Origin of the sequence: Variovorax sp. dw_308 (assembly GCF_019207085.1) — a bacterium.
Lineage (GTDB): Bacteria > Pseudomonadota > Gammaproteobacteria > Burkholderiales > Burkholderiaceae_C > Variovorax.
The window spans coordinates 1-19719 of sequence record NZ_JAATOM010000020.1 but is presented as its reverse complement, the minus strand read 5'-3'; the positions used below and the strand labels follow the sequence as shown (position 1 = coordinate 19719).

The 19719-nt window shown below is 67.4% G+C and carries 16 protein-coding genes and 1 pseudogene; 6 read left to right on the top strand and 11 right to left on the bottom strand.

Annotated features, from left to right (window positions below):
• Positions 1 to 11: 11 nt before the first annotated feature.
• Positions 12 to 803, bottom strand: a complete 792-nt coding sequence (locus HCU76_RS27725; protein ID WP_256354518.1) for an IclR family transcriptional regulator — start codon at positions 801 to 803, stop codon at positions 12 to 14.
• Between the two features lie 176 nt (positions 804 to 979).
• Here HCU76_RS27725 and HCU76_RS27720 point away from each other — a divergent pair, with 176 nt between their 5' ends.
• The 5 genes from HCU76_RS27720 to HCU76_RS27700 all read left to right on the top strand — a co-directional run bounded on the left by HCU76_RS27720 (position 980) and on the right by HCU76_RS27700 (position 9312).
• Positions 980 to 1978 carry a tripartite tricarboxylate transporter substrate binding protein gene (locus HCU76_RS27720; RefSeq protein WP_218511112.1) on the top strand — a complete coding sequence of 333 codons (999 nt, stop codon included), beginning with the start codon at positions 980 to 982 and terminating at the stop codon, positions 1976 to 1978.
• A 17-nt stretch (positions 1979 to 1995) separates the two neighbouring features.
• The gene (locus tag HCU76_RS27715; protein ID WP_218511111.1) at positions 1996 to 2799 is read left to right on the top strand and encodes an enoyl-CoA hydratase/isomerase family protein; all 804 of its coding nucleotides are present in this window, start codon (positions 1996 to 1998) and stop codon (positions 2797 to 2799) included.
• Between the two features lie 32 nt (positions 2800 to 2831).
• Entirely contained in the window at positions 2832 to 4919 is a 2088-nt protein-coding gene (locus tag HCU76_RS27710) for an acetate--CoA ligase family protein (protein ID WP_218511174.1), read from the top strand.
• A 107-nt stretch (positions 4920 to 5026) separates the two neighbouring features.
• Positions 5027 to 8281, top strand: a complete 3255-nt coding sequence (locus tag HCU76_RS27705) for a patatin-like phospholipase family protein (protein WP_256354517.1) — start codon at positions 5027 to 5029, stop codon at positions 8279 to 8281.
• Positions 8278 to 9312, top strand: coding sequence for a hypothetical protein (locus HCU76_RS27700; protein ID WP_218511110.1), 1035 nt, complete (start codon positions 8278 to 8280; stop codon positions 9310 to 9312). Before HCU76_RS27705 ends, HCU76_RS27700 begins: the two co-directional genes overlap by 4 nt.
• 4 nt (positions 9313 to 9316) lie before the next feature.
• On the opposite strand, the gene HCU76_RS27695 is transcribed toward HCU76_RS27700, so the two are convergent.
• The 9 genes from HCU76_RS27695 to HCU76_RS27655 all read right to left on the bottom strand — a co-directional run bounded on the left by HCU76_RS27695 (position 9317) and on the right by HCU76_RS27655 (position 17904).
• Entirely contained in the window at positions 9317 to 9898 is a 582-nt protein-coding gene (locus HCU76_RS27695) for a hypothetical protein (RefSeq protein ID WP_218511172.1), read from the bottom strand.
• 39 nt (positions 9899 to 9937) lie between these two features.
• Complete coding sequence (locus HCU76_RS27690) at positions 9938 to 10726, bottom strand: thioredoxin family protein (RefSeq protein ID WP_218511109.1); 789 nt, start codon at positions 10724 to 10726, stop codon at positions 9938 to 9940.
• Positions 10727 to 10845: 119 nt separating this feature from the next.
• Positions 10846 to 11571 carry a hypothetical protein gene (locus HCU76_RS27685; RefSeq protein WP_218511108.1) on the bottom strand — a complete coding sequence of 242 codons (726 nt, stop codon included), beginning with the start codon at positions 11569 to 11571 and terminating at the stop codon, positions 10846 to 10848.
• 136 nt (positions 11572 to 11707) lie between these two features.
• The gene (locus HCU76_RS27680; protein WP_218511107.1) at positions 11708 to 12934 is read right to left on the bottom strand and encodes a porin; all 1227 of its coding nucleotides are present in this window, start codon (positions 12932 to 12934) and stop codon (positions 11708 to 11710) included.
• 16 nt (positions 12935 to 12950) lie between these two features.
• The gene (locus HCU76_RS27675) at positions 12951 to 13922 is read right to left on the bottom strand and encodes a quinone oxidoreductase (RefSeq protein ID WP_218511106.1); all 972 of its coding nucleotides are present in this window, start codon (positions 13920 to 13922) and stop codon (positions 12951 to 12953) included.
• Between the two features lie 159 nt (positions 13923 to 14081).
• On the bottom strand, positions 14082 to 15077 hold the full coding sequence (locus HCU76_RS27670; protein WP_218511105.1) for a tripartite tricarboxylate transporter substrate binding protein: 996 nt from the start codon (positions 15075 to 15077) through the stop codon (positions 14082 to 14084).
• Positions 15078 to 15166: 89 nt separating this feature from the next.
• Entirely contained in the window at positions 15167 to 16219 is a 1053-nt protein-coding gene (locus tag HCU76_RS27665) for a 3-keto-5-aminohexanoate cleavage protein (RefSeq protein WP_213958410.1), read from the bottom strand.
• Between the two features lie 114 nt (positions 16220 to 16333).
• Complete coding sequence (locus HCU76_RS27660) at positions 16334 to 16915, bottom strand: alpha/beta hydrolase (RefSeq protein WP_218511104.1); 582 nt, start codon at positions 16913 to 16915, stop codon at positions 16334 to 16336.
• A gap of 137 nt (positions 16916 to 17052) precedes the next feature.
• The gene (locus HCU76_RS27655) at positions 17053 to 17904 is read right to left on the bottom strand and encodes a TauD/TfdA family dioxygenase (RefSeq protein ID WP_218511171.1); all 852 of its coding nucleotides are present in this window, start codon (positions 17902 to 17904) and stop codon (positions 17053 to 17055) included.
• A 185-nt stretch (positions 17905 to 18089) separates the two neighbouring features.
• Between HCU76_RS27655 and HCU76_RS27650 the strand changes: the two genes are divergently transcribed.
• Positions 18090 to 19115 (top strand): AraC family transcriptional regulator, encoded by a 1026-nt coding sequence (locus tag HCU76_RS27650; protein ID WP_218511103.1) that lies wholly within the window; start codon positions 18090 to 18092, stop codon positions 19113 to 19115.
• A 36-nt stretch (positions 19116 to 19151) separates the two neighbouring features.
• On the opposite strand, the pseudogene HCU76_RS27645 reads toward HCU76_RS27650, so the two are convergent.
• Positions 19152 to 19719 (bottom strand): annotated as a pseudogene (locus tag HCU76_RS27645) (helix-turn-helix domain-containing protein); the annotation flags it as partial.

Here is a 19719-nt window from a genome sequence, read left to right as displayed (position 1 = left end):
GGCTCAACCCTTCAGCCCTTGAGCGCACCCCTCGACTTGTCGCGCAGCGCCAGCAGGGGACCGCTCAATTCCCTCTCGACCTCCTGAATGCTCGAGGCCGTGGTCACACTGGCATTGAGAATGAACACCTGGCCTGCAGGCATCACAAGCGGCGTTGCAACCGCGATCACTTCAGCCTGCCATGAAGCAACGCAGTAGCCTCTTTGTTCGACGCTTTGCGCCGCAGCCTCGATGTCTTCCTTCAAGCGATTCCAGTCGTCCTTGCGTCGCGCCTTGAATTGAGCGAACAACGCGCGCCGCTCGGCTTCCGGCGCCACTGCAAGCCAGGCCCTGCCGAGTGACGTGAGTTCCATCGGCACCCGCTGGCCCGCCACGACGTTCCGGAATGCCACGCGGCGGTTGTAGCGCACGGACTCGAGGTAGACCATCTCGTCCCGGTCAGCCACCGCCAGGCCGACGTTGATTCGCATCTTCTCGGCCAGCGCACGCATCAGCGGGGCGACGGCATTCAATACCGGCGAGCCGGCGCGCATGGCGTGCGCCAGGCTCAACACGGGCGCGGCCAGCCTGTAGGCCCGCTGACTGCGGTCGTGTTCCAGCAACCCGGTTTCGACCAGGGTCTGGGCAAGCCGGCTGACCGTCGCGCGCGACAGGCCGGTCCGCTCGGAAAGTTCGCCATTCCCGAGCAAGTCGGAACCCGGCCTGAAGGCCCTCAGGATCTCGACGCCCCGCACCAGTGATCGATTGAGCAGGGGCTCCTCGTGATGCTTGCGCCGCGGCGCGTCCATGGGGGAAGAAGTCATTCGAGCCACGCTGGAAAAGTCGAAACGCCACCCTATCACCCATTTCCACTCCTTGGAATTGGGGGGATGTGCCCGAGGGCCTGCATCCCTAAGCTCGGCTTGTCGATGAGAAGAAGCGCATCAATGCCGCCATCGAGACCCCTTCGACATCCTTCTTGCCACCCGGAGACACATCCATGCACAACGTCCTGACACCCACGCGAGCCAGGTTGGCAGCGATTCTTTGCTGCGCCTGCGCTGCCACCTTCATCGCTGCCTCGCCGGCGGCCGCCGCCTTTCCAGACAAGGCGATCAAGATCGTCGTGCCCTTCGCGCCCGGCGGCGGCACGGATCTCATCGCACGCACCATGGGCATCACCATGGGCAAGGAACTGGGCCAGCCGGTCATCATCGACAACAAGCCCGGTGCCGGAACCATCATCGGAACGGAGGCGGTCGCCAAGAGCGCACCCGACGGCTACACGCTCGTGATGGCAACCGTCGCACATGTGGTGAACCCGAGCCTGCAGCCCAAGCTGCCCTACAACTACGAGAAGGGCTTTGCGCCCGTCATCCTCGTCGGCATTTCGCCGAACGTGCTGGTCGTGCGGGCGGACAGCCCCTACAAGTCCGTCGCGGACCTCATCGCTGCGGCAAAGGCCAATCCCGGCAAGATCTCGTTCGCCTCGCAAGGTTCGGGGACTTCGGCTCACCTGGCCGGCGAACTCTTCAAGAACCTCACGAAGACCGACATGACGCACATCCCCTATCGCGGGGCGGGCCCCGCGATGACCGACCTGCTCGGCGGCCAGGTGGACGTCATGTTTGCCACGGCAGCGGCCGTCGGCAACTTCGTCGAAAGCGGAAAGCTTCGCGCCCTTGCGGTGACGACGGCGACGCGCTCACCGTCCCCATCGCTTGCCAAGGTCCCGACCATCGCGGAGAGCGGCGTTCCCGGCTACGTTGCGGACAGCTGGTACGGCCTCTATGCCCCGGCCGGTACGCCTGCCGATGTGATCGCCAGGCTGAACTCGGCAGCAAGGAAGTCGATCCAGACGGACGCCTTCAAGAAGCGCGTCGAGAGCGAAGGTCTCGTGATCAACGCCGGTTCGCCCGAGGACTTCGACAAGTATGCAAAGGGCGAAGAGGCCCGCTGGCGCAAGGTGGTCAAGGAAAACCACATCACGACCGACTGAAGCACAAAGGCCGACCCATGAACTCCAATCTGATCCAACTCGAAGTCGTCGACGGCATCGCCACGCTGTGGCTGAACCGACCCGAGAAGCGCAATGCGATGAGCGACGACATGCGGACGGAATTCATCGCCGCGCTCGAGCACGTGACCTATGACAAGAACATTCGCGCACTGGTGCTGACCGGTCGCGGCAAGGGCTTCTGCGCCGGTGGCGACGTGGCCGGCATGGAACGCCGCATGCAGGCGCCGGCCGGCGAGGTGGGCTTCAACGGATGGAGCCGCCAGCAGCGCGTTCACCACACCCAGTCGCTGCTGCACACCATGCCCAAGCCGACCATTGCCGCCGTCAATGGCGCGGCGTCGGGGCTCGGCGCCGACACGGCGCTGGCATGCGACTTCATCATCGCTTCCGGCGCGGCCAGCTTCACCTGGTCCTACATCCACCGCGGGATCATTCCGGACGGCGGCGGCATGTACTTCCTTCCGCGCCGCGTGGGCCTAGCAAGGGCCAAGGAACTGATCTTCAGCGGACGCAAGGTCGAGCTGGAAGAGGCCTTGCGCCTGGGCATCGCCGATCGCAAGTCGGACGCCGACAGCCTGGTCGCGGATGCGCAGCGCTGGGCGGCGGAGATGAGCAAGGGCTCCGCCACGGCACTGGCGCTGGGCAAGACCATCCTCAACCAGACCTTCGAGCTTCCCGCACAGCAGGTGTTCGCACAGGGTAGCCAGGCGCAGGGCATCTGCTACACGAGCACCGAGCACCGCGAGTCGGTGATGGCCTTCCTTTCCAAGAGCAACACCAGGAAGGAGTCAGCGCAATGAACGACATGATCGACTTGCACGCAGTGACCGCCATGAATGCCATCGCCCGGCTGATCAAGCCCCGCAGCGTCGCCGTGATCGGCGCCTCTGCCGATGCCGCCAAGACGGCGGGTCGTCCGGTTGCCTACCTCCGGAAGCATGGATTCACCGGGGACATCTACCCGGTCAATCCTCGGGTCGACGCCATCAACGGATTGAAGTGCTACCCGGACATCGCCTCCCTGCCGGGCAACCCCGACGTGGGCATCGTGCTGCTCGGCGCCGAGCGCGCCCATCAAGCGGTCAGCGAGCTCGCGGCACGCGGCACGGCTGCTGCGATCGTCCTGGCGAGCGGGTACACCGAGACCGGCGAGCAAGGCGCACGTCGCCAGCAGCAACTCATCGAGGCGGCCGGCGACATGCGCATCCTCGGCCCCAACACGATCGGGCTGGTCAACCTCACCGACAACATCGTGCTGTCGGCGAGCGGTGCGTTGGAGATGGACCACTTCCCGGTGGGCGGCATCGGCGTGGTGTCTCAGAGCGGCGGCATCCTCGGCTCGCTGCTCTCGCGGGCCGCGGCGCGCGGCATCGGCCTGTCCAAGCTGATCTCGACGAGCAACGAGGTCGACCTGGAACTGTCCGATTTCATCGACCACCTGGTGGACGACGATGCCACCAGGGTCATCGCGCTCTACATCGAAACCGTGCGCAACCCCGAGAAGTTCCGTGCCGCGGCGCTGAAGGCAGCGAAAGCGGGCAAGCCCGTGGTTGCGTTCAAGATCGGCCGGTCCGAGGCGGGCGCCAAGGCCGCGGTGTCGCACACCGGTGCGATGGCCGGCGCCGACAGCATGTACGACGCGTTGTTCCGGCAGGTGGGCGTGATCCGCGCCCGGAGCTTTGGCGACCTGCTCGACATCCCGGTGGCACTGGCCACGGGCCGCAAGCTGCGGGGTCCGCGCGTTGCCATCCTGACATCCACCGGCGGGGCTGGCACGCTGGTCTCGGACGACCTGGGCATGCAGGGGTTCGAGACGCCGGCGCCCGATGCCGCGACGGCCGAGGCCCTGCGCGCGCTGCAGACCGGCGACCACGCCGTGCTGGACCGCAACCCCATCGACGTGACCCTGGCTGGATTGAAGCCGGATCTCCTGCGCGGCGCCATCGACGTCCTGCTGAAGAGCCCGAGCTATGACGCGCTCGCGATCATCGTGGGATCGTCCGGCCTGGCCATGCCCGAACTGATGGCCGGGGCCATCGAGGACTGCCTGCCCCATTCCGACAAGCCGGTGATCGCCTACGTGAGCCCGCATGCGCCCGAAGTCGGGGCCCTGCTCACGCAGCGTGGCGTGCCCGCCTTTGCCAACGCGGAAAGCTGCACCGCGGCGCTGGGCGCGATGCTCAAGGTCGGCCGCTGGCAGGCGCCCGCACCGGCCAGCATCGCGAAAGAGACCGTGGCCATCGACGACCTGCCGGCCGGTTCGCTGGACGAAGCACAGGCCAAGCAGTTGTTCACCCGCTTCGGGGTGCCCTGCGCACGCGAGGTGGTGGTGACGACGCCGACGCAGGCGGAAGCCTCCGCGCGCAAGCTGGGTGGTCGCGTCGTGCTCAAGATCCTGTCGGCCGAGATCACGCACAAGAGCGATGTGGGCGGCGTCGCCGTCAACCTCACGCCGGAGACCGTGGGCACGCGCCTGCAGGCGATGGCGTCGGAGGTCGAGGCCAGGGCCGGCGTGCGGCCGCAGCGCTTCCTGGTGCAGGAGATGGTGGGCGGTGGCACGGAGCTGATCCTGGGAGTGCATCACGACGCGCTGGGGACGGCGATCCTACTGGGCATGGGCGGCGTGACCGCGGAGCTCTTCAAGGACACCACGATGCGCCTGCTGCCTTCGGAAGGCGGCTTGAGTCGCGAGGAAGCGCTCGGCATGGCGCAGGAGCTCAAGACCTGGCCACTGCTGGACGGCTTCCGCGGTCGACCGAAGGCGGATGTCGAAGCGCTGGTGGATGCCATCGTCGCTTTCTCGCAGATGGCCGCGCAGTTGGGCGATCGCCTCGTCGAGGCCGAGATCAACCCGGTCTTCGTCCTGCCCGAAGGGCAAGGCGTGCGCGCCGCCGACGGCGTCGTGGTCCTGGCTGGCTGACAACCAGCGCAAGGGCCTCGGCAGTCCCGTATCCACCAGTTTGAGGTTGCCTCCGCCCGCCGCCACGTGCAAGCTCGCGCCCGACAGTGGCTTCAAAGGGTGCTTCCATGTTCAACCTGAAGAGCAAGCAGAAGACCGCCAGGGACCGGCAAGAAGAAAAAAGACGCCAGGAGGCGCAGGCGGCGCCCTACTGGGACCCCGAGGACATGCTGCGGCAGGAGGCCGTGCACGTCCTCCGCGATCTGCGCTGGACAGCGCTCGACCCCGATTTCAAGCCCAAGCCCGATGCAGGACCGGATCCGGACCCGGACCGGTACCTGCACTCGCTGTCCGAACTGGTGCAGGGCTTCACCAAGGCCAACAGCGCCACGGCCCTGTGCCTGTCCGGCGGCGGAATCCGCAGCGCGACATTCAGCCTGGGCGTGCTGCAGTGGCTTGCCGGGAAGGGTCAGCTGGAGGACTTCCACTACATCTCCACCGTCAGCGGTGGTGGCTACATGGGCAGCTGGCTGGTGAACGGGTTGTGGCAGGCCTACCTGAGCGGCAGCTGCGCGAAGCGCAAGGAATACGAGGCGCCCAGGCGCGAGGTCGCGGCGGAACTGAACGCCATCATCGAAAAGCCGAAGCAGAACGATACCGACAAGGCCCGGCTGGCAGCGCTGCAATCCGAACTCCAGCGGATCGACGCGGCCGAGGACGAGGCCGCCGACACCGCCGGCAAAGCGGCCGTGCAACTGCGCCTGTACCACATCGGCCACAGCGCCGGCACCGAGGGCGCGTCCCGGATGGCGGGCGCCACGCGCATCAGCGGCGGCGCGACCGACCCTGTCGCCCCGCTGCGCGCCTACAGCAACTACCTGAGCCCCCGGGGCGGCCTGAGCACCGACGCATTCACGCTCGTTGCGATCTTCCTGCGCAACTTGATGCTGAACTGGGTGGTGTGGTTGCCGTTCCTGGCGGCCCTCGTGGCACTGCCGCGGCTGTACCTCGCGGTGGACATCGGGGGGCCGGCGCTGACTCCGAAAAGCCTGGCCGAGTGGTGGCCACTGTGGGGCGTGCTGGTGGTCATCATCCTGGGCATCGCCTACATCGCGTCCGACCTGCCCGAGCCCGTCCGCCGGCCGGCAAGGCAGCCGCAGGTGCCGCAAAAAAGCATGTTCTCGTGGGCCTGCTTCCTGCCGATCACGCTGGCCGTAACGGTTCTGGCCCTGCTGGGGTCGTGGACGGAGCCGCTGCACAAGCAGGACTGGCGGTGGTTCGCTGCCGGCGGCGCGGCGGCGCATTTCATCGGCATGCTGCTGGGCGTGCTGTTGCGCAAGCACTGGCGCAAGCTCGAGTTGCGGCCTGCCAGCCCGTGGGGCGTTTTTTTCGTAGTCGTGGTGGGCGCCGTGGGTGGCTTGCTCGCGTTGGCGGTGCTGTCGCAGCTCGGGCAAGGCGCCGTGGCGCAAGAGCTGTCGGCCACGCAGCGATTGCTCTACGCGAGCTTCGCGGTGCCGGCGATGACCGGGGCCTTCTGGCTGTCCATGACCCTGTATGCCGGCCTGATGGGCCGCGTCAGCAGCGAGGAGGACCGCGAATGGTGGGCCCGCGCCACTGCAGCCTGGCTGATCTTCACCCTCGCCTGGGTGGTCGCCTTCGGCCTGGTCGTGTGGGCGCCGATGTTCATCCTGGGCTACGTCGCCGACGCCGGCATCACCGCCGTCAAGTTCGGAATAGGCAGCGGCACCCTGGGCGTGCTGACCGCGCTCAGCGGCTACTGGAGCAAGCACGGCGACGACATCAAGACCCAGGCCCAGCGCGTCATGCGCCTGCTGCGCCAACGGGTGCTGGACGTCATGGCCGGGCTGGTGCTGCTGGCCATGCTGCTGACGCTGTCGATGTGCTGGCACATCGCCCTGGACCGCTGCTACGACTGGCGCTGGAGCCGCGCCGTCTGCACCACCGACCTGCATGCGCAGACCGAGTACCTGCGCGAGCAGGTGCGCATGCAGGCCGCCACGGCAGGCGTGGCGGGCAGCGACATCGTGCACACGCAGGCGCCCGAGCCTGACCCCGTCAGCGCCGAGCTGGCCGAGCTGGGAAGCTCGGCCGGTGCCCAGGTGTATGCCCACGTGCTGCTGCGCTCGAACCTCCTGGCGCTGATCGGGGCTTGCGGGCCGCTGCTGCTCGTGTCGATCGGCATGGCGTTCTTCATGGGCGCCAACCAGTTCTCGTTGCACGGCATGTACGGCAACCGCCTGGTGCGCGCCTACCTCGGCTCCGGGCGGCCGGTGCGCCACCCGCACTGGTTCACCCGCTTCGATCCCGACGACAACCCGCCGCTGGCAGACCTCGGTGCGCCGCTGCGCTCGCCCGAGGGACAGCCGCGGCTCTACCCATTGGTCAACATCGCGCTCAACCTGGTGAAGCCTTCGGACAAGCGGCTGGACTGGCAGCAGCGCAAGGCCGCCTCCTTCGTTGCCACGCCGCTCTTCTGCGGCTCTGCCCACCTTGGCTTCCGGCCCACCGAGTTCTATTCCGGCGGCATGTCGCTGGGCCGCGCGATGACCATCTCCGGCGCGGCGGCCTCTCCCAACATGGGCTATCACAGTTCGACGCTGGTGACCGCCGTCATGACGCTCTTCAACGTGCGCCTGGGCTGGTGGTCTCCCAACCCCGTGCAGAACTTCCGCTGGTACAAGGAGCAGGCCGGCCTGGGCCTGGACGTGATGCTCGCAGAGGCGGCCAGTGCCACTGGCGACGAGGACCGGTTCATCTACCTCTCCGACGGCGGCCACTTCGACAACATGGGCATCTACGAGATGGTGCGTCGCCGATGCCGCCGGATCGTGCTCGTCGACGCCAGTTGCGACGGCGCGTACGAATGGGGCGACCTGCTCGATGCCGTGCGGAAGATCCGCGTCGACCTCGGCATCCCCATCAGGCTTCCGCCCGAGCTGCCGAGCGGCGGGAAGACGGGACCGCGCAGCTTCACGGCGGACATCCTCTACTCCGAGCGCGACGGCAGCGACGCCGCCGAGGACGGCGAGCTGATCGTGCTCAAGCCCGTCCTGCGGGAGGACGACCCGCCCGAGCTTGCCGCCTATGCCCGCGACAGCGCCAGGCCCGGCAAGGACGGCTCGGACCCCAACCGCTTCCCCCACCAGAGCACCATCGACCAGTTCTTCGACGAGCGGCAGTTCGAGAGCTACCGTCTGCTGGGGTATGTGACGGCAGGCGCCGCGCTGGGCCCGCAGCCAGCGCCAGCGCCACCATCACCGCCGCCGCCGCCTGGCGGAGGAGCATCCGCGCCGCCTGCCGCATCGGCGCCCGCTTCGACGCCTGCGCCATCACCCGCTGCGCACACGGAGGCCGCATCGTGACCGGCGCCACCCTGCACCCGTGCTGCCGGCAGCGCCTGCCCACCTTGTGCCGTCGCGTGCTGCCTGTCGCAGTCACGCTGCTGCTGGCGCAGGCTGGCGGCGCCCAGGCTGAAGGCAGCGACAAGCCGCCTCCGCTGCCCACCCAGGTGAGCGCTGCGGGCCAACAGTACCAACGCTGGGCCGCGGCCTTCGCTGCATGGCGGGCGGCCGCTACCGCTTCGTCATGGGAGAGTCCGCGCGAAGCTGCCATCCGCAAGGCCACGCGACTGAGCGTCATCCCCACGCCCACGCCGCTCCTTGGCACGCAGCGGCGGCTGGACGGCCACGCCATCGTCGTGAGCATGGGCCTCATCGCGCTGCTCGACGAACTGCTGTTGGCCGAGGCTACTTCCACCGGCTGCTTCGACGGCTACGCGAACGAAGTGGCCGACGTGCTCAACGGCAACCAGAGGGAAGCGCGGGCCTACACGGAGGCTCTCGCCAAGTCCGCCCAGGGCATCCCGACCACGGGCGACAAGGGTCAGCCCGTGCGGGCACTGCCGGCCACGCCCGTCAACGCCTGGCCGCGCCTCGGCGATCGCATCGGCAAGGCCGGGACCGCCTGCGAAAACGTCAAGCCCGCAGCCCTGCAAAGCGCTTCGACGCGGGCCTGGATAACCAAGAACGCCGACTCGGTGCCGCTGTGGGTGCTGACACGCCAGGTTGCCATCCTCGCGGCAGACCCCGCGATCGAGACGCCGGTGCCCAAGCCGGACGTGCCATCGGCAAGCTCGCAGGCTTCACAAGCGCCCAATGCACAGGCCCCTGCGCCAGCACCTGTCCCGCCGCCGTGGCCCTCCCCCTCGCCGGCCAAGGCTGCCTGCCTGGATGAGATTGCCGCCGCAGCCAAGGCTGCCGCCGCTGCGACGGTTGCCACTACTGTGCCGCCTTCGCAGCGCGCTCACCTTGCGTTGTGCACGACGGAGCACAACGATCAATTGCGCACGCTGAAGTGGCTGCAGACGAACGCAGGGCTGCTCGGCACCTTGTAGGTCGTCAACACGTTCCCTCCCTGGGTTCGTCGACTCGTCTCCATCGGCGCCATGCCTCGAAGCCGCGACACACCCCGCTCGCAATGAGGCCGGTCACCGCGAGCATTGCCACCGTGTGAACACCGACGGCCGCGAACGCGAGCAGCAAGGCGTTTGACGCGCTGCCTTGCCGGGCCGCAGGGTCGCCCATGCACAGCGGCGCCAGGGCCGGCACCAGCATCAAGCCGGCGCCGTGCGCGGTGGACATCATGAAAGACCAAAGCGCCAGCCCGGCATGCCCCGCCGGCTTGCGCGCCAGCCGGGGTGCACGGCCCGACAGGTGCAAGGCCGCAGCCACCACCATCAGCCCACCCGCCACGACTTGCAGCACCGTCCGGTCCATCGACATGCCGAACGCGACCGCTGCAGCCACGAGCGCCACCGAGGCAGCGTGCCCCGCGGCGATCGGCAGCAAGGCACGCAGCGCCTGCGCCCGGTCGCGCGAACGCAGGGCAAATCCGGCAGCCAGCATCCACCCGCTGGCCGGGTTCAGCCCATGGAAGGCGCCGAGTCCCGCGACCGCCAGCCAGGGCCAAAGACTCGCCAGGATGTCCATTTCCTTGACTTCATCACACGGCACTGCGCCTCAAGCCCCTGCATGGCAGCATGCGCCGCCTGAGGGCGCCGGCTGCGCGATCGGCGCCGGCTCGTAGCGGTCGTGATGGCGCACCCAATCCATCGGATACGCCAGGTTGTGCTCGTCGCGGCCCTTGGGCGTCAGGTCGAGCATGTCGTAGGTGCCCATCATCACCTCGACACCGCGGCCATAGGTCGAGTAGGTGCGGAACACCTCGCCCGCCTCGTCCTTGAAGAACACGCTGACGCCGGGCAGTTCCTCGCGCATGAAGGGGCGCTTGCCGAAGTTGTAGTCGACCTCGCCCCGGGCCTTTTCCTCCGGCGTGAAGCTGACGCCGAAGTCGAAGTTGAAGTCGCTGCCATGCGAGGACACCCACTTGAACCCCCAGCCCATGCGCGCCCGAAAGCGCTCGATCTCATCCAGCGGCGCGCGCGAGATGACGAGCATCGTCACGTCGCGATGTTCGAGGTGGATCTGCATGCCGCCGATGTGGTCGGCCATGTACGAGCAGCTCTGGCAGCCTTGCGCCCAGCCCGGGCCGAGCATGAAGTGCTGCACCAGCAACTGGCTGCGGCCTTCGAACAGATCGGCGAGGCGGCGCGGGCCGTCGGGCGTGTCGAAGACGTAGTCCTTGTCGATGCGCGTCCACGGCAGCGCGCGGCGTGCGCGGGCGATGTCGTCGCGCAGGCGCGTCAGTTCCTTCTCGCGATCGAGCAGCGCCTTGCGTTCGGCAAGCCAGCGCTCGCGCGAGACGACGGGATGGTTCGGTGTGCGGGCTTCGGCGGTGCTTGTGTTCATGGTTTGCTCCTTGGCGTGGTGAGCCGTTGCGGTTGTTGCCAATGCGCTTGGCCAGGGCGCGACCCAGCCGGCCGATGGCGGGCCCGCGCGTGCTTCGATCGGAAGACCGGGTGGGAACGTCAGGAAGGCGTCGTTGCCTTGCCTGCAGGGCTGCGCGATGCGCTGGTGGGGCGGCGCACGGCGCGGACCTTTCCGCTCGATCCGCCACCGCAATAGAAGAGGTCCGCCCCATCGGATTCGAGTCCGCTGATGCCGATGCCCGGCGGCATCTCCAGCCGCTCGATCACCGTGCCGCTGTGCGGGTCGATGCGGCGAATCTCGCTCGCGTCACCCTCCCACGTGGCGTGCCACAACTCGCCGTCGACCCAGGTCACGCCGGTGACGAACCGGTTGGACTCGATGGTGCGGATGACCGCACCGGTCTGCGGATCGATCTGGTGGATCTTGCGGTCGCGGTACTGGCCGACCCACAGGCTGCCCTCGGCCCAGGTGAGGCCCGAGTCGAGGCCGTGGCCCGGCGCCGGGATCGTGGCCAGCACCTCGCCGGTGACCGGATCGATCTTGTCGATGCGCTGCTCGGCGATCTGGTAGAGGTGCGTGCCGTCATAGGCGGTGCCGGCGTCGCAGACGCGGTCGAGCGTGCGCGTGGTCTGGCCGCTGTCGGCGTCGAAGGCGATCAGCCGCTCGCCCGTGGCGGCCCAGACGCGCTGGCCGTCATGGGTCACGCCGGCGATCTTCTCGGCGCCGTCGAAGGGACCGTATTCGCGCACGATCTCGGCTGCATGGGCCGTGGGTTCGGGCTGGCTGTTGCCGGGCTGGCTTTTGCCGGTCTTGCTGCTTGCCATCGCTGACTCCTTGTCGCGCCTGGAGCGGCGCCATGGAGCGAACTCTATTCAATCGGCAGCGCAGCGGGGAGTAACAAGATCGTCGTGAATCCGGCGAGCGGCCGGCACTGGCCGCCCCGCGCGCATGCGCCGGGGTCTAGAACGCGTGCCGGATCCCGAAGTCGTAGCCGTAGGAGCCGTGCGGTTGCATTCCGTTGGTCGTGACATACGTGGGCTGCGGAAATATGGCGGGAACACTCAGCACCAGCGGCGTGACGCCCATCACGGCCGGGTTGTTGTGACCGTCGTCGATATTGATGCGCGCCACCGATGCGTACAGCGCAGTACGCTTCGACAGATTGTGCACATAGCCCAGCGCCAGCTTCCTCACCGATGCGTCGCTGTCGGGCAAGCCGTTGCCGTTGTTGAAGTTCACCCGCGCAATCGACACACGGACAAGACCCGGACCCACCGGCACGGTCACGCCGGTCATGAGGCCGTCGTAGCGGTCGGTCGCTGCCGGCGTGGTCGCGTTGACGGCGTCACGGACGTCGGACACGCGCGACCACTCGCCGAAGACCTTCACGATCCCGAAGTCATAGGAGGCGCCGACGTTCAGGGTCTTGATCTTCTCGCCACCCGGCGTGGTGCTGGCCAATGTGCTCTCGCCGTAGCCCACGGCGACGTCGGCGCCACCGTTGGCCCAGCCGAAGCGTCCCCCGGCGTAGCTGCCCCGCCTGGACGGACTGCCAGGCACGTTGCTCGAATCCACGTTCTCGTGGAATGCGTATTGCGCCTGGCCGTAGAAGCCCGCAAGGCCCGCCGGCAGGAAGTACCCGATGGCGTTGCTGGTGCGCAGGTAGCTGTCGGTGCCGGCGGACAGCCCGCCGTTCAACAGGCCGCCCGTCGCAAGCGCGCGCGTGGCCGCCAGGTTGCTGTTGACCACCGCGATCAGGTTGGTGCCGACGCCGTTGACGCCGAAGGGATCGAACACGCCATCGTTCCAGAAGGACGCGGTGTAGTCGCGGCCGAGCCGGACTTCGCCGAAGGGGCCGGTCAGGCTGACGGTGGAGCGACGACCGAAGTTCGCGGCGCCGCCGCCCACGTCGTTGGCCAACGGTGCCTCCAGCCAGAAGCTTGCGGACAGCCCGCCGCCCAGATCCTCCGTGCCGCGAAAGCCGAGCCTGCTGGAGTTGTAGCCCGAGGGCGACAGCACGGTCTGTGACTGGGTGACCTCCCGCGGCGGCGTGAATCCATAGGACCGACTCGTGGTGCTGTAGTAGCTGACAGCCGCGTCGACGACGCCGAACACGGTCACGGACGATTGCGCAGCGGCAGTGCCCGCTGACGCCAGCGCACAAAGCGCCAGCAGGTGCTTGTTCATGGTGATTCCCATGCGATCAGGGAACGAGGATGGTCGAGCCGGAGGTCTGGCGTGCCTCGAGCGCGCGATGGGCTTCGGCCGCATCCTCGAGCTGGAACACCTGCTTCGGCTCGCTGACGATGCGCCCGGCCAGTACATGGTCGAACAGCTCGCGGGCCATGTCGAGCATGTGGGCGCGCGGCTGGATGTAATGCATCATCGCCGGCCGCGTGACCCACAGCGAACCGCGGCCCGCCAGCATCGAGGTGTCGATCACGACGGGCCCCGAGGAGGTGCCATTGCTGACCAGCGAGCCGCGCGGCTGAAGGCAATCCAGCGACGCCGTCAGCGTGTCCTTGCCGACCGAGTCGTAGACCACTGGAACACCCTTGCCGTCGGTGATCTCCTTGACGCGCTCGACGACGTTCTCGCGCGAGGTCACGATGGTGTGCGCGCAGCCGTTGGCCTTGGCAAGCTCGGCCTTCTCGTCGGTGCTGACGGTGCCGATCATGGTCACGCCCATGGCCCGCGCCCATTGGCAGGCGATCAGGCCCACGCCGCCGGCGGCCGCGTGATAGAGGATGGTTTCCCCGCCCTGCAGCGGGAACACCTGGCGGAACAGGTACTGTGCCGTCATGCCCTTCATCATCAGCGTGGCGGCCGTGCGGTCCGACACGCCATCGGGCAGCGGGATCAGCACTTCGGCCGGCATCACCCGCGCCTGCGCATACGCGCCCTGCGGCCCGATCAGGTAGCCCACGCGGTCGCCGGCCTTGATGTCCGTCACGCCGGGGCCCACCGCCTCCACCACGCCCACCGCGTCGGAGCCGATGCCGTTGGGCAGCGCGAGCGGATAGCGGCCGGTGCGGAAATAGACGTCGATGAAGTTCAGCGCGATGAAGCTGTGCCGCACACGCGCCTGGCCGGGACCGGGGTCGCCGACCTCGACGTCCTCGAACTTCAGGACCTCGGGGGTGCCTGTCTCATAGAGGCGGATCGCCTTGACCATGTCGTGTCTCCTGTCTGGTGTTTGATTGGCATGCCGCTCAGGCGGCCTTGCGCAGGAAGCCCTGATGGCTGTCCTTGCGATGGAGTGCGAAGCCTTTGGGGATCAGGGGAGGCTCCTGCCGGGCGCGTTCGCAGTGCGATAACGCGCCGCTGCCCGCCTTCACTCCGGACTGATCTTGAGTTGCAGCTTCTCGATGATGGCCTGGTTGTGTTCCATGGTCGTGGCCAGCACCTGCTTGAGCTGTGCGGGCGAGGAGTCGTGCGGCAGGTCCAGGCTCTGCAAGGCGAGCGCCTGGCGGTACTTCGGCGTGGCGACGATCTTCTTCACTTCGGCCTGGATCCGGTCGACAAGCGGCTGGGGCGTGCTGCTCAGGAGGAAGACGCCGACGCTCGCATGCGGCATCACGAAATCAGGCAGCCCGGCCTCGGCGAAGGTCGGCACGTCCGGCAGGTACTGCGAGCGCGTCGAGGAAGCGATGGCAATGGCCTTGAGCTTGCCGGCCTTGATGAACGGGACGACGTTGCTGACCACCTCGAAAGTGAGCTGGATCTGATTGCCCATCAGGTCGACGATGGCAGGCGCCGAGCCCTTGTACGGCACCACCAGCATCTCGTTGCCGCTCTTCTCCCTGAGCATTTCGCCGAGGAGGTTGGAGCGCGTGCCAACGCTCAGGTTGGCCACGCTCACGGCACGCGGATGGCGCTTGGTGTACTCGAGCAGTTCCTTCATGTTGTTCGGAGGAAAGCTCGCGTTCGCCACCAGCACATGCAGCATGGCGCCCCCTTCCGCCACATAGGTGAAGGTCTTCTGCGGGTCGTACGGCGTCTTCACCGTGAGCGGGATGTCGGACAGCACGCTCGACGGCCCGACCATCCAGGTGTAGCCGTCGGCCGGCGAAGCCATCACCGCGCGCTCGGCGACGATGGCCGAGCCGCCCGGCTTGTTGTCCACCAGCACGGTGACACCCAGGCTGGTGCGCAGTTGCTCCGAGAGCAGCCTGGCAACGGCGTCCGAGATACCGCCCGCTGGCGCCGGGACGACCAGGCGGATGGGCTTGTCGGGCCATTGCTGCTCCGCTTGCGCAGGCGACAGGGCCGCCAGCCATGACAGCGCAAAGGGCGCGAGGAATCTCAGCTTCAACAGATCAGCAAACATGGCATTCACCTTGGGGTACGGACACTTGGACGACGAGAAATGAAATTGCAGGCATCGGGCGCCCTTGAGCACCCGACGCGTTGTGCCTGCTATGCGGTGGCGTAGTGCGTGAAGCCGCGCTGGCCCGGCTTGCGCGAGGGAGCAAAGCCGTTCTTCGCCAGCGTCTCCTCGACGCTGTTGTAGAACACGCCGATCTTGTAGATGCGGTGCGCGTCTTCGCCAGTCGCGATCTCCCGGTGGTATTCCCGGGAGACGCGCACCATCTTCTCGACCTGCTGGACCGAGGTGATGCGCTCGCCCAGCTTGTCGTTCAGCGTGTCCTCGATGCCGCAGCGCACATGCAAGCCCAGGAGGATGCCCATGCCGGTCAATGGCCAGGTGTTGCGTGCCGTGCCCTCGATGGTGAGCACCGCGCCGTCCGGCACATGGTTGATGAAGTTCAGCATGCTGTTCGGATTGGGGCCGTCGAAGCCACCCTGCAGCGACACCCAGTTCAACACCAGCGGCCCCATGTACTTGCCGCGACGGATCATGCGCCCCAGCGTCTCGAACTGCGCCAGGTGACCGAGCTGGAAGTGCGGCTGGATGCCGTTGGCCACCAGGCGCTTCATGTGCTCCTCGACGAAGGTCGGGCCGGCCGGAACGACCATCTCGCGGTAGGCGCTGTTCTCCAGGTCCTCCCACGAGGTGCCCGCCACATCGGAAGGCACCTTGTTCTCCGCCGTGTTCATCTGGCTGGTGTTGACGGCGAGCGTGACCTGGTCGGGCCGCGGATTCAACTCGGCCAGCGCATGGCGCACGTCGTCCGAGAGCCACTTGGCGCTCTCGCCTTCGTTCTCCGGCGCGAACGAGATGGACCCGCCCACCTGCAGGACCATCTTCGGCACGGCGGTGCGCAGGCGGTCGAGCATCTCATTGAACATCGACAGGCGCTTCGAGCCCGTGCCATCGGCTTCGCGCACATGCACGTGAAGCACGGTGGCGCCGGCGTTGTAGACGTCGACCGCCTTCTGGATCTGGTCAGCGAACTTCACCGGCACATCGGTGGAGTCACCGGGCAGCCATTGGGGGCCGTAGGGCGCGGACTGGATGACCAGCGGTTCCTGGTTTTCCGGCAGGAGGGAGTCGTCGAGGAAGTGCATGTTTATCTCCTTTTGATGGGTGGGTGTCGGGTGTCTGAAGGGACAGTGAATGGTCTGGCTTTGCATCGCTTGTCGCTTGACATTGCATGCCTCTCACTTTGCAAATCGCGACAGCTATCGCAGCCGCATTTCCAACTGGCCGATCAACGCCTCGGCCATCGGCCAGGGGCCGAAACCCGAAGCCGGGTTGAGGTGGCCTGCGGCGCCGACGTTGACCAGTTTGCTGCCCCAGTCCTTCGCCATGCGGGTCACGCTGTCGAAGCTGGCGAGCGGATCGTTGGTGCTGGCCGCCACGATGCTGGGGAAGGGCAACGCGCGGCGCGGAACCGGCAACCAGCCATTCGATTGCAGTGCATCGAGGGTCGGATAACCCGCGGGCAAAGGCGAATCGAAATCCGGCGGTGCCGCGAGCAATGCGCCTTCGAGTTTTCTGGCGTGGACCTGTGCCCAATGCACCAGCATGACCACGCCGGCGCTGTGGGCCACGGCGACGATGGGACCGTCGATGGATTCGACGGTCCGCTGGATGGCCGCCACGCGCGCGGCGCGGCTCAGCTTGTCGGCCTCCAGCGGGGGCACGCAGACGACCTTGCGCACCGAAGACAGTTTGCGTTGCAGGTGCGTCTGCCAATGTTCTTCGACATGGTCGCGAAGGCCGGGCACGATGAGGAGAGTGGGTTGTGTTGAGGCGTTCATTGCAGGTTTCGTGGACAAAAGGCTGCCGCGGCCGGCATCGCGGGCCGACCCGAGGTCGATGAAGAGATGAAGAAAACCATGCGGCGCAGGCGCCCGTCACGGCCACTGCGCCAAGGCCGGTGCGCCGCCCCGCGCCATCAGTACGGCGCGTCTCCGACGATGGCGGTGCGTTCCATCTTGCGGTCGCAGGGCGGGTAGTCCATCACCGCGTAGTGCTGCGTCGAGCGGTTGTCCCAGAAGGCCACGCTGTTCTTCTTCCACCGGAAGCGGACCTGGTATTCGGGGATGAGGGCCTGGCTGGCAAGGTAGTTGAGCAACTGGCTCGCGCCCGGCGACTTGTCGAGCCCGCAGCGCACGTTGGCCGGCGTGTTGAAGTTGGTGAAGTGCGTGGTGAAGCTGCCGTTGACGAACAGCACCTTCTCGCCCGTCTCGGGATGGGTGCGGACGACCGGGTGCTCGGCATCGGGGAACTGCGCCTTCAGCGCATGCCGCTTCTCGATCGGCATGGCGGCGCCGAAGCTGGCCTCGATGCTGTGGCGCGCGCGCAAGGGCGCGATCTTCGCCTTGATGTCCTCGGGCAGTTGCCGGTACGCCTCGACCATGTTGACCCACATCGTGTCGCCGCCCACCGGCGGGCATTCCACGCATCGCAGCACGCAGCCGAGCGGCGGCTTGTCGCGCCAGGTGGCATCGGTGTGCCAGGAGTTCTCGTGGCGATCCGGTGGACTGGCGGCGGTCTTGTAGATCTGGACCAGCCCGGGATGGTCGGGGTCGCTGCCCAGCACCGGATGGTCTTCCAGCGCACCGAAGCGGCGCGCAAACGCCACGTGCTGGGCGCGCGTGATGTCCTGGTCGCGGAAGAACACCACGCGGTGCCTGAGCAGCAACGCGCGGATCTCCGCCATCAACAGGTCGTCTTCCGCGGCCGCGCCCAGGTTCACGTTGCCGAGTTCGGCGCCGATCGTGCAGGTGAGTGGCTCGACGCGGATCGAGTTGCCGAGCGATGCCGCGCGGACCACTGCGGGCGCCTCGGCGAATGCTTGAATCATGTGTGTCTCCTCTTGTCCTAAGGGCTTGGGACGGTGAGGAAAGTGTGAGCCTGCCGGGGCCATTCCACTTGACAATCCATGACACGCACTTATCCTTCGGTGCCACTTTCCCAAGGTCCCATGCCATGACGCAGGTCCGCGCCGCGAGCCTCACCAACTACAGCGAGGTCGCCCGGGCCAGCGGGCTCGATCCGGTGCAGATGCTCCATGACGTCGGCCTCAACCCGAACGTGCTGCGCCAGCCGGATCTCCTGATCCCGGTCGAGCGGGTGACCGAACTTCTCCACATCTCCGCGAGCAAGTCGGGCAATGAGAGCTTCGGCCTGTGCATGGCCGAGTCGCGCCAGCTGTCCAACCTCGGTGCGGTGGGATTGCTGATCCGCGACCAGGCAAGCTTGCGCAATTCGCTGAACGTACTGATGCGCTACCAGACGCTGATCAACGGCGCGCTGTCTTTCATGCTCGAGGAGTCAGCCGGCCTGGTCGTGATCCGCGAAGACCTGAGCGCCGGCAAGGCGCAGCAGTCCACGCGCCAGCGAATCGAAATGGCGCTCGGCGTGACGCTGCGCCTGATGCGCGAAATCCTCGGTGAAGCGTGGCAGCCGCGCCGCGTCTGTTTCGAGCATGCCGCGCCGCGTGACCTGAGCGTGCATCACCGGCTGTTCGGCCATCGCGTCGAGTTCGACTACGAGTTCAATTGCATCGTCTGCACCAGGGCCGATCTCGATGCACGCAACGCGTCGGCCGATCCCGCCATGGTGCGCTACGCCCAGCAGCTGCTGGACGCGTCGCCGAAGACGGGCGGTGCGACAGTGCATGGCGACGTGCGCCGCACCATCCTCCTGTTGCTGCCCAGCGGGCGCTGCACCATCGAGCAGGTGTCGGATCATCTGGGCCTCGTGTGCCGCACGGTCCAACGCAGGCTGGACGAACACGGGCAGCCCTTCTCGTCGATGGTCAACGAGATCCGCAAGGAACTCGCCATGCGGCATGTCATGGAGGGCAATCGCCCGTTGACGGAGGTCGCGATGATGCTCGGCTTTTCCGCGCCAAGCGCCTTCTCGCGCTGGTACCTCGGGCAATACGGATGCAGTGCCAAGGAGAGCCGGGCGAAGCGCGATGCCAAGGGCCGTGCAGCGATGGCGCCATAGCCCTTGTCGCGCCTGGAGCGGCGCCATGGAGCGACGCTATTCAATCGGCAGCGCGGCGGGCAGTAGCAAGATCGTCGTGAATCCGGCAAGCGGTGGCGACAGCCAGCGGCGCGCCCGCGCCTGCCCGATCGCGCGCACCCTGCCCTGCGCCTCCAGTTCGGCCAGCGCACGCTGCACCGTGCGCTGGCTGGCCCCAAGCGCCAGCGCCAGCGCGGAGGTCGACCAGGCCGCACCGTCGGACAGCAGCGCCACCAACGCGCCCTGGTCGCCGTCGACGGGCGGCGCGAGCACAACGACTGCGCGTTCGTCGAGCGGCTGGAGCATGAAGCCCCGCGCCGTGGCGTCGATCCGCGCCATCGACTTGAGCAGCGCGCGCAGGCGGCCGATCTCGACCCGCAGGCGTGCCCGGTGCGTCTCGTCGGGGCGGCGGGTGCGAAAGGCGTATTCGATCAAGGCTTCGCGGTCGGCGTCGCCGGGCCATGCCTCGGCAAGCGCACGCGCCAGCGCGAACAGCACGGGCCGGCGTGCCAGCGGCAACCACGCGTCGGCGGCATGCACCCGGTGGCGCAAGGCATCGACCACCAGCGCGCCGGAGTCGAGCAGT

What these genes read in the sequence shown, in the direction of transcription:
- HCU76_RS27705 (WP_256354517.1), top strand. Translation starts at nt 5,027, where the DNA reads ATGTTCAACCTGAAGAGCAAGCAGAAGACCGCCAGGGACCGGCAAGAA.
- HCU76_RS27715 (WP_218511111.1), top strand. Translation starts at nt 1,996, where the DNA reads ATGAACTCCAATCTGATCCAACTCGAAGTCGTCGACGGCATCGCCACG.
- HCU76_RS27680 (WP_218511107.1), bottom strand. Translation starts at nt 12,934, where the DNA reads ATGAACAAGCACCTGCTGGCGCTTTGTGCGCTGGCGTCAGCGGGCACT.
- HCU76_RS27670 (WP_218511105.1), bottom strand. Translation starts at nt 15,077, where the DNA reads ATGTTTGCTGATCTGTTGAAGCTGAGATTCCTCGCGCCCTTTGCGCTG.
- HCU76_RS27660 (WP_218511104.1), bottom strand. Translation starts at nt 16,915, where the DNA reads ATGAACGCCTCAACACAACCCACTCTCCTCATCGTGCCCGGCCTTCGC.
- HCU76_RS27675 (WP_218511106.1), bottom strand. Translation starts at nt 13,922, where the DNA reads ATGGTCAAGGCGATCCGCCTCTATGAGACAGGCACCCCCGAGGTCCTG.
- HCU76_RS27665 (WP_213958410.1), bottom strand. Translation starts at nt 16,219, where the DNA reads ATGCACTTCCTCGACGACTCCCTCCTGCCGGAAAACCAGGAACCGCTG.
- HCU76_RS27650 (WP_218511103.1), top strand. Translation starts at nt 18,090, where the DNA reads ATGACGCAGGTCCGCGCCGCGAGCCTCACCAACTACAGCGAGGTCGCC.
- HCU76_RS27720 (WP_218511112.1), top strand. Translation starts at nt 980, where the DNA reads ATGCACAACGTCCTGACACCCACGCGAGCCAGGTTGGCAGCGATTCTT.
- HCU76_RS27710 (WP_218511174.1), top strand. Translation starts at nt 2,832, where the DNA reads ATGAATGCCATCGCCCGGCTGATCAAGCCCCGCAGCGTCGCCGTGATC.
- HCU76_RS27685 (WP_218511108.1), bottom strand. Translation starts at nt 11,571, where the DNA reads ATGGCAAGCAGCAAGACCGGCAAAAGCCAGCCCGGCAACAGCCAGCCC.
- HCU76_RS27725 (WP_256354518.1), bottom strand. Translation starts at nt 803, where the DNA reads ATGACTTCTTCCCCCATGGACGCGCCGCGGCGCAAGCATCACGAGGAG.
- HCU76_RS27690 (WP_218511109.1), bottom strand. Translation starts at nt 10,726, where the DNA reads ATGAACACAAGCACCGCCGAAGCCCGCACACCGAACCATCCCGTCGTC.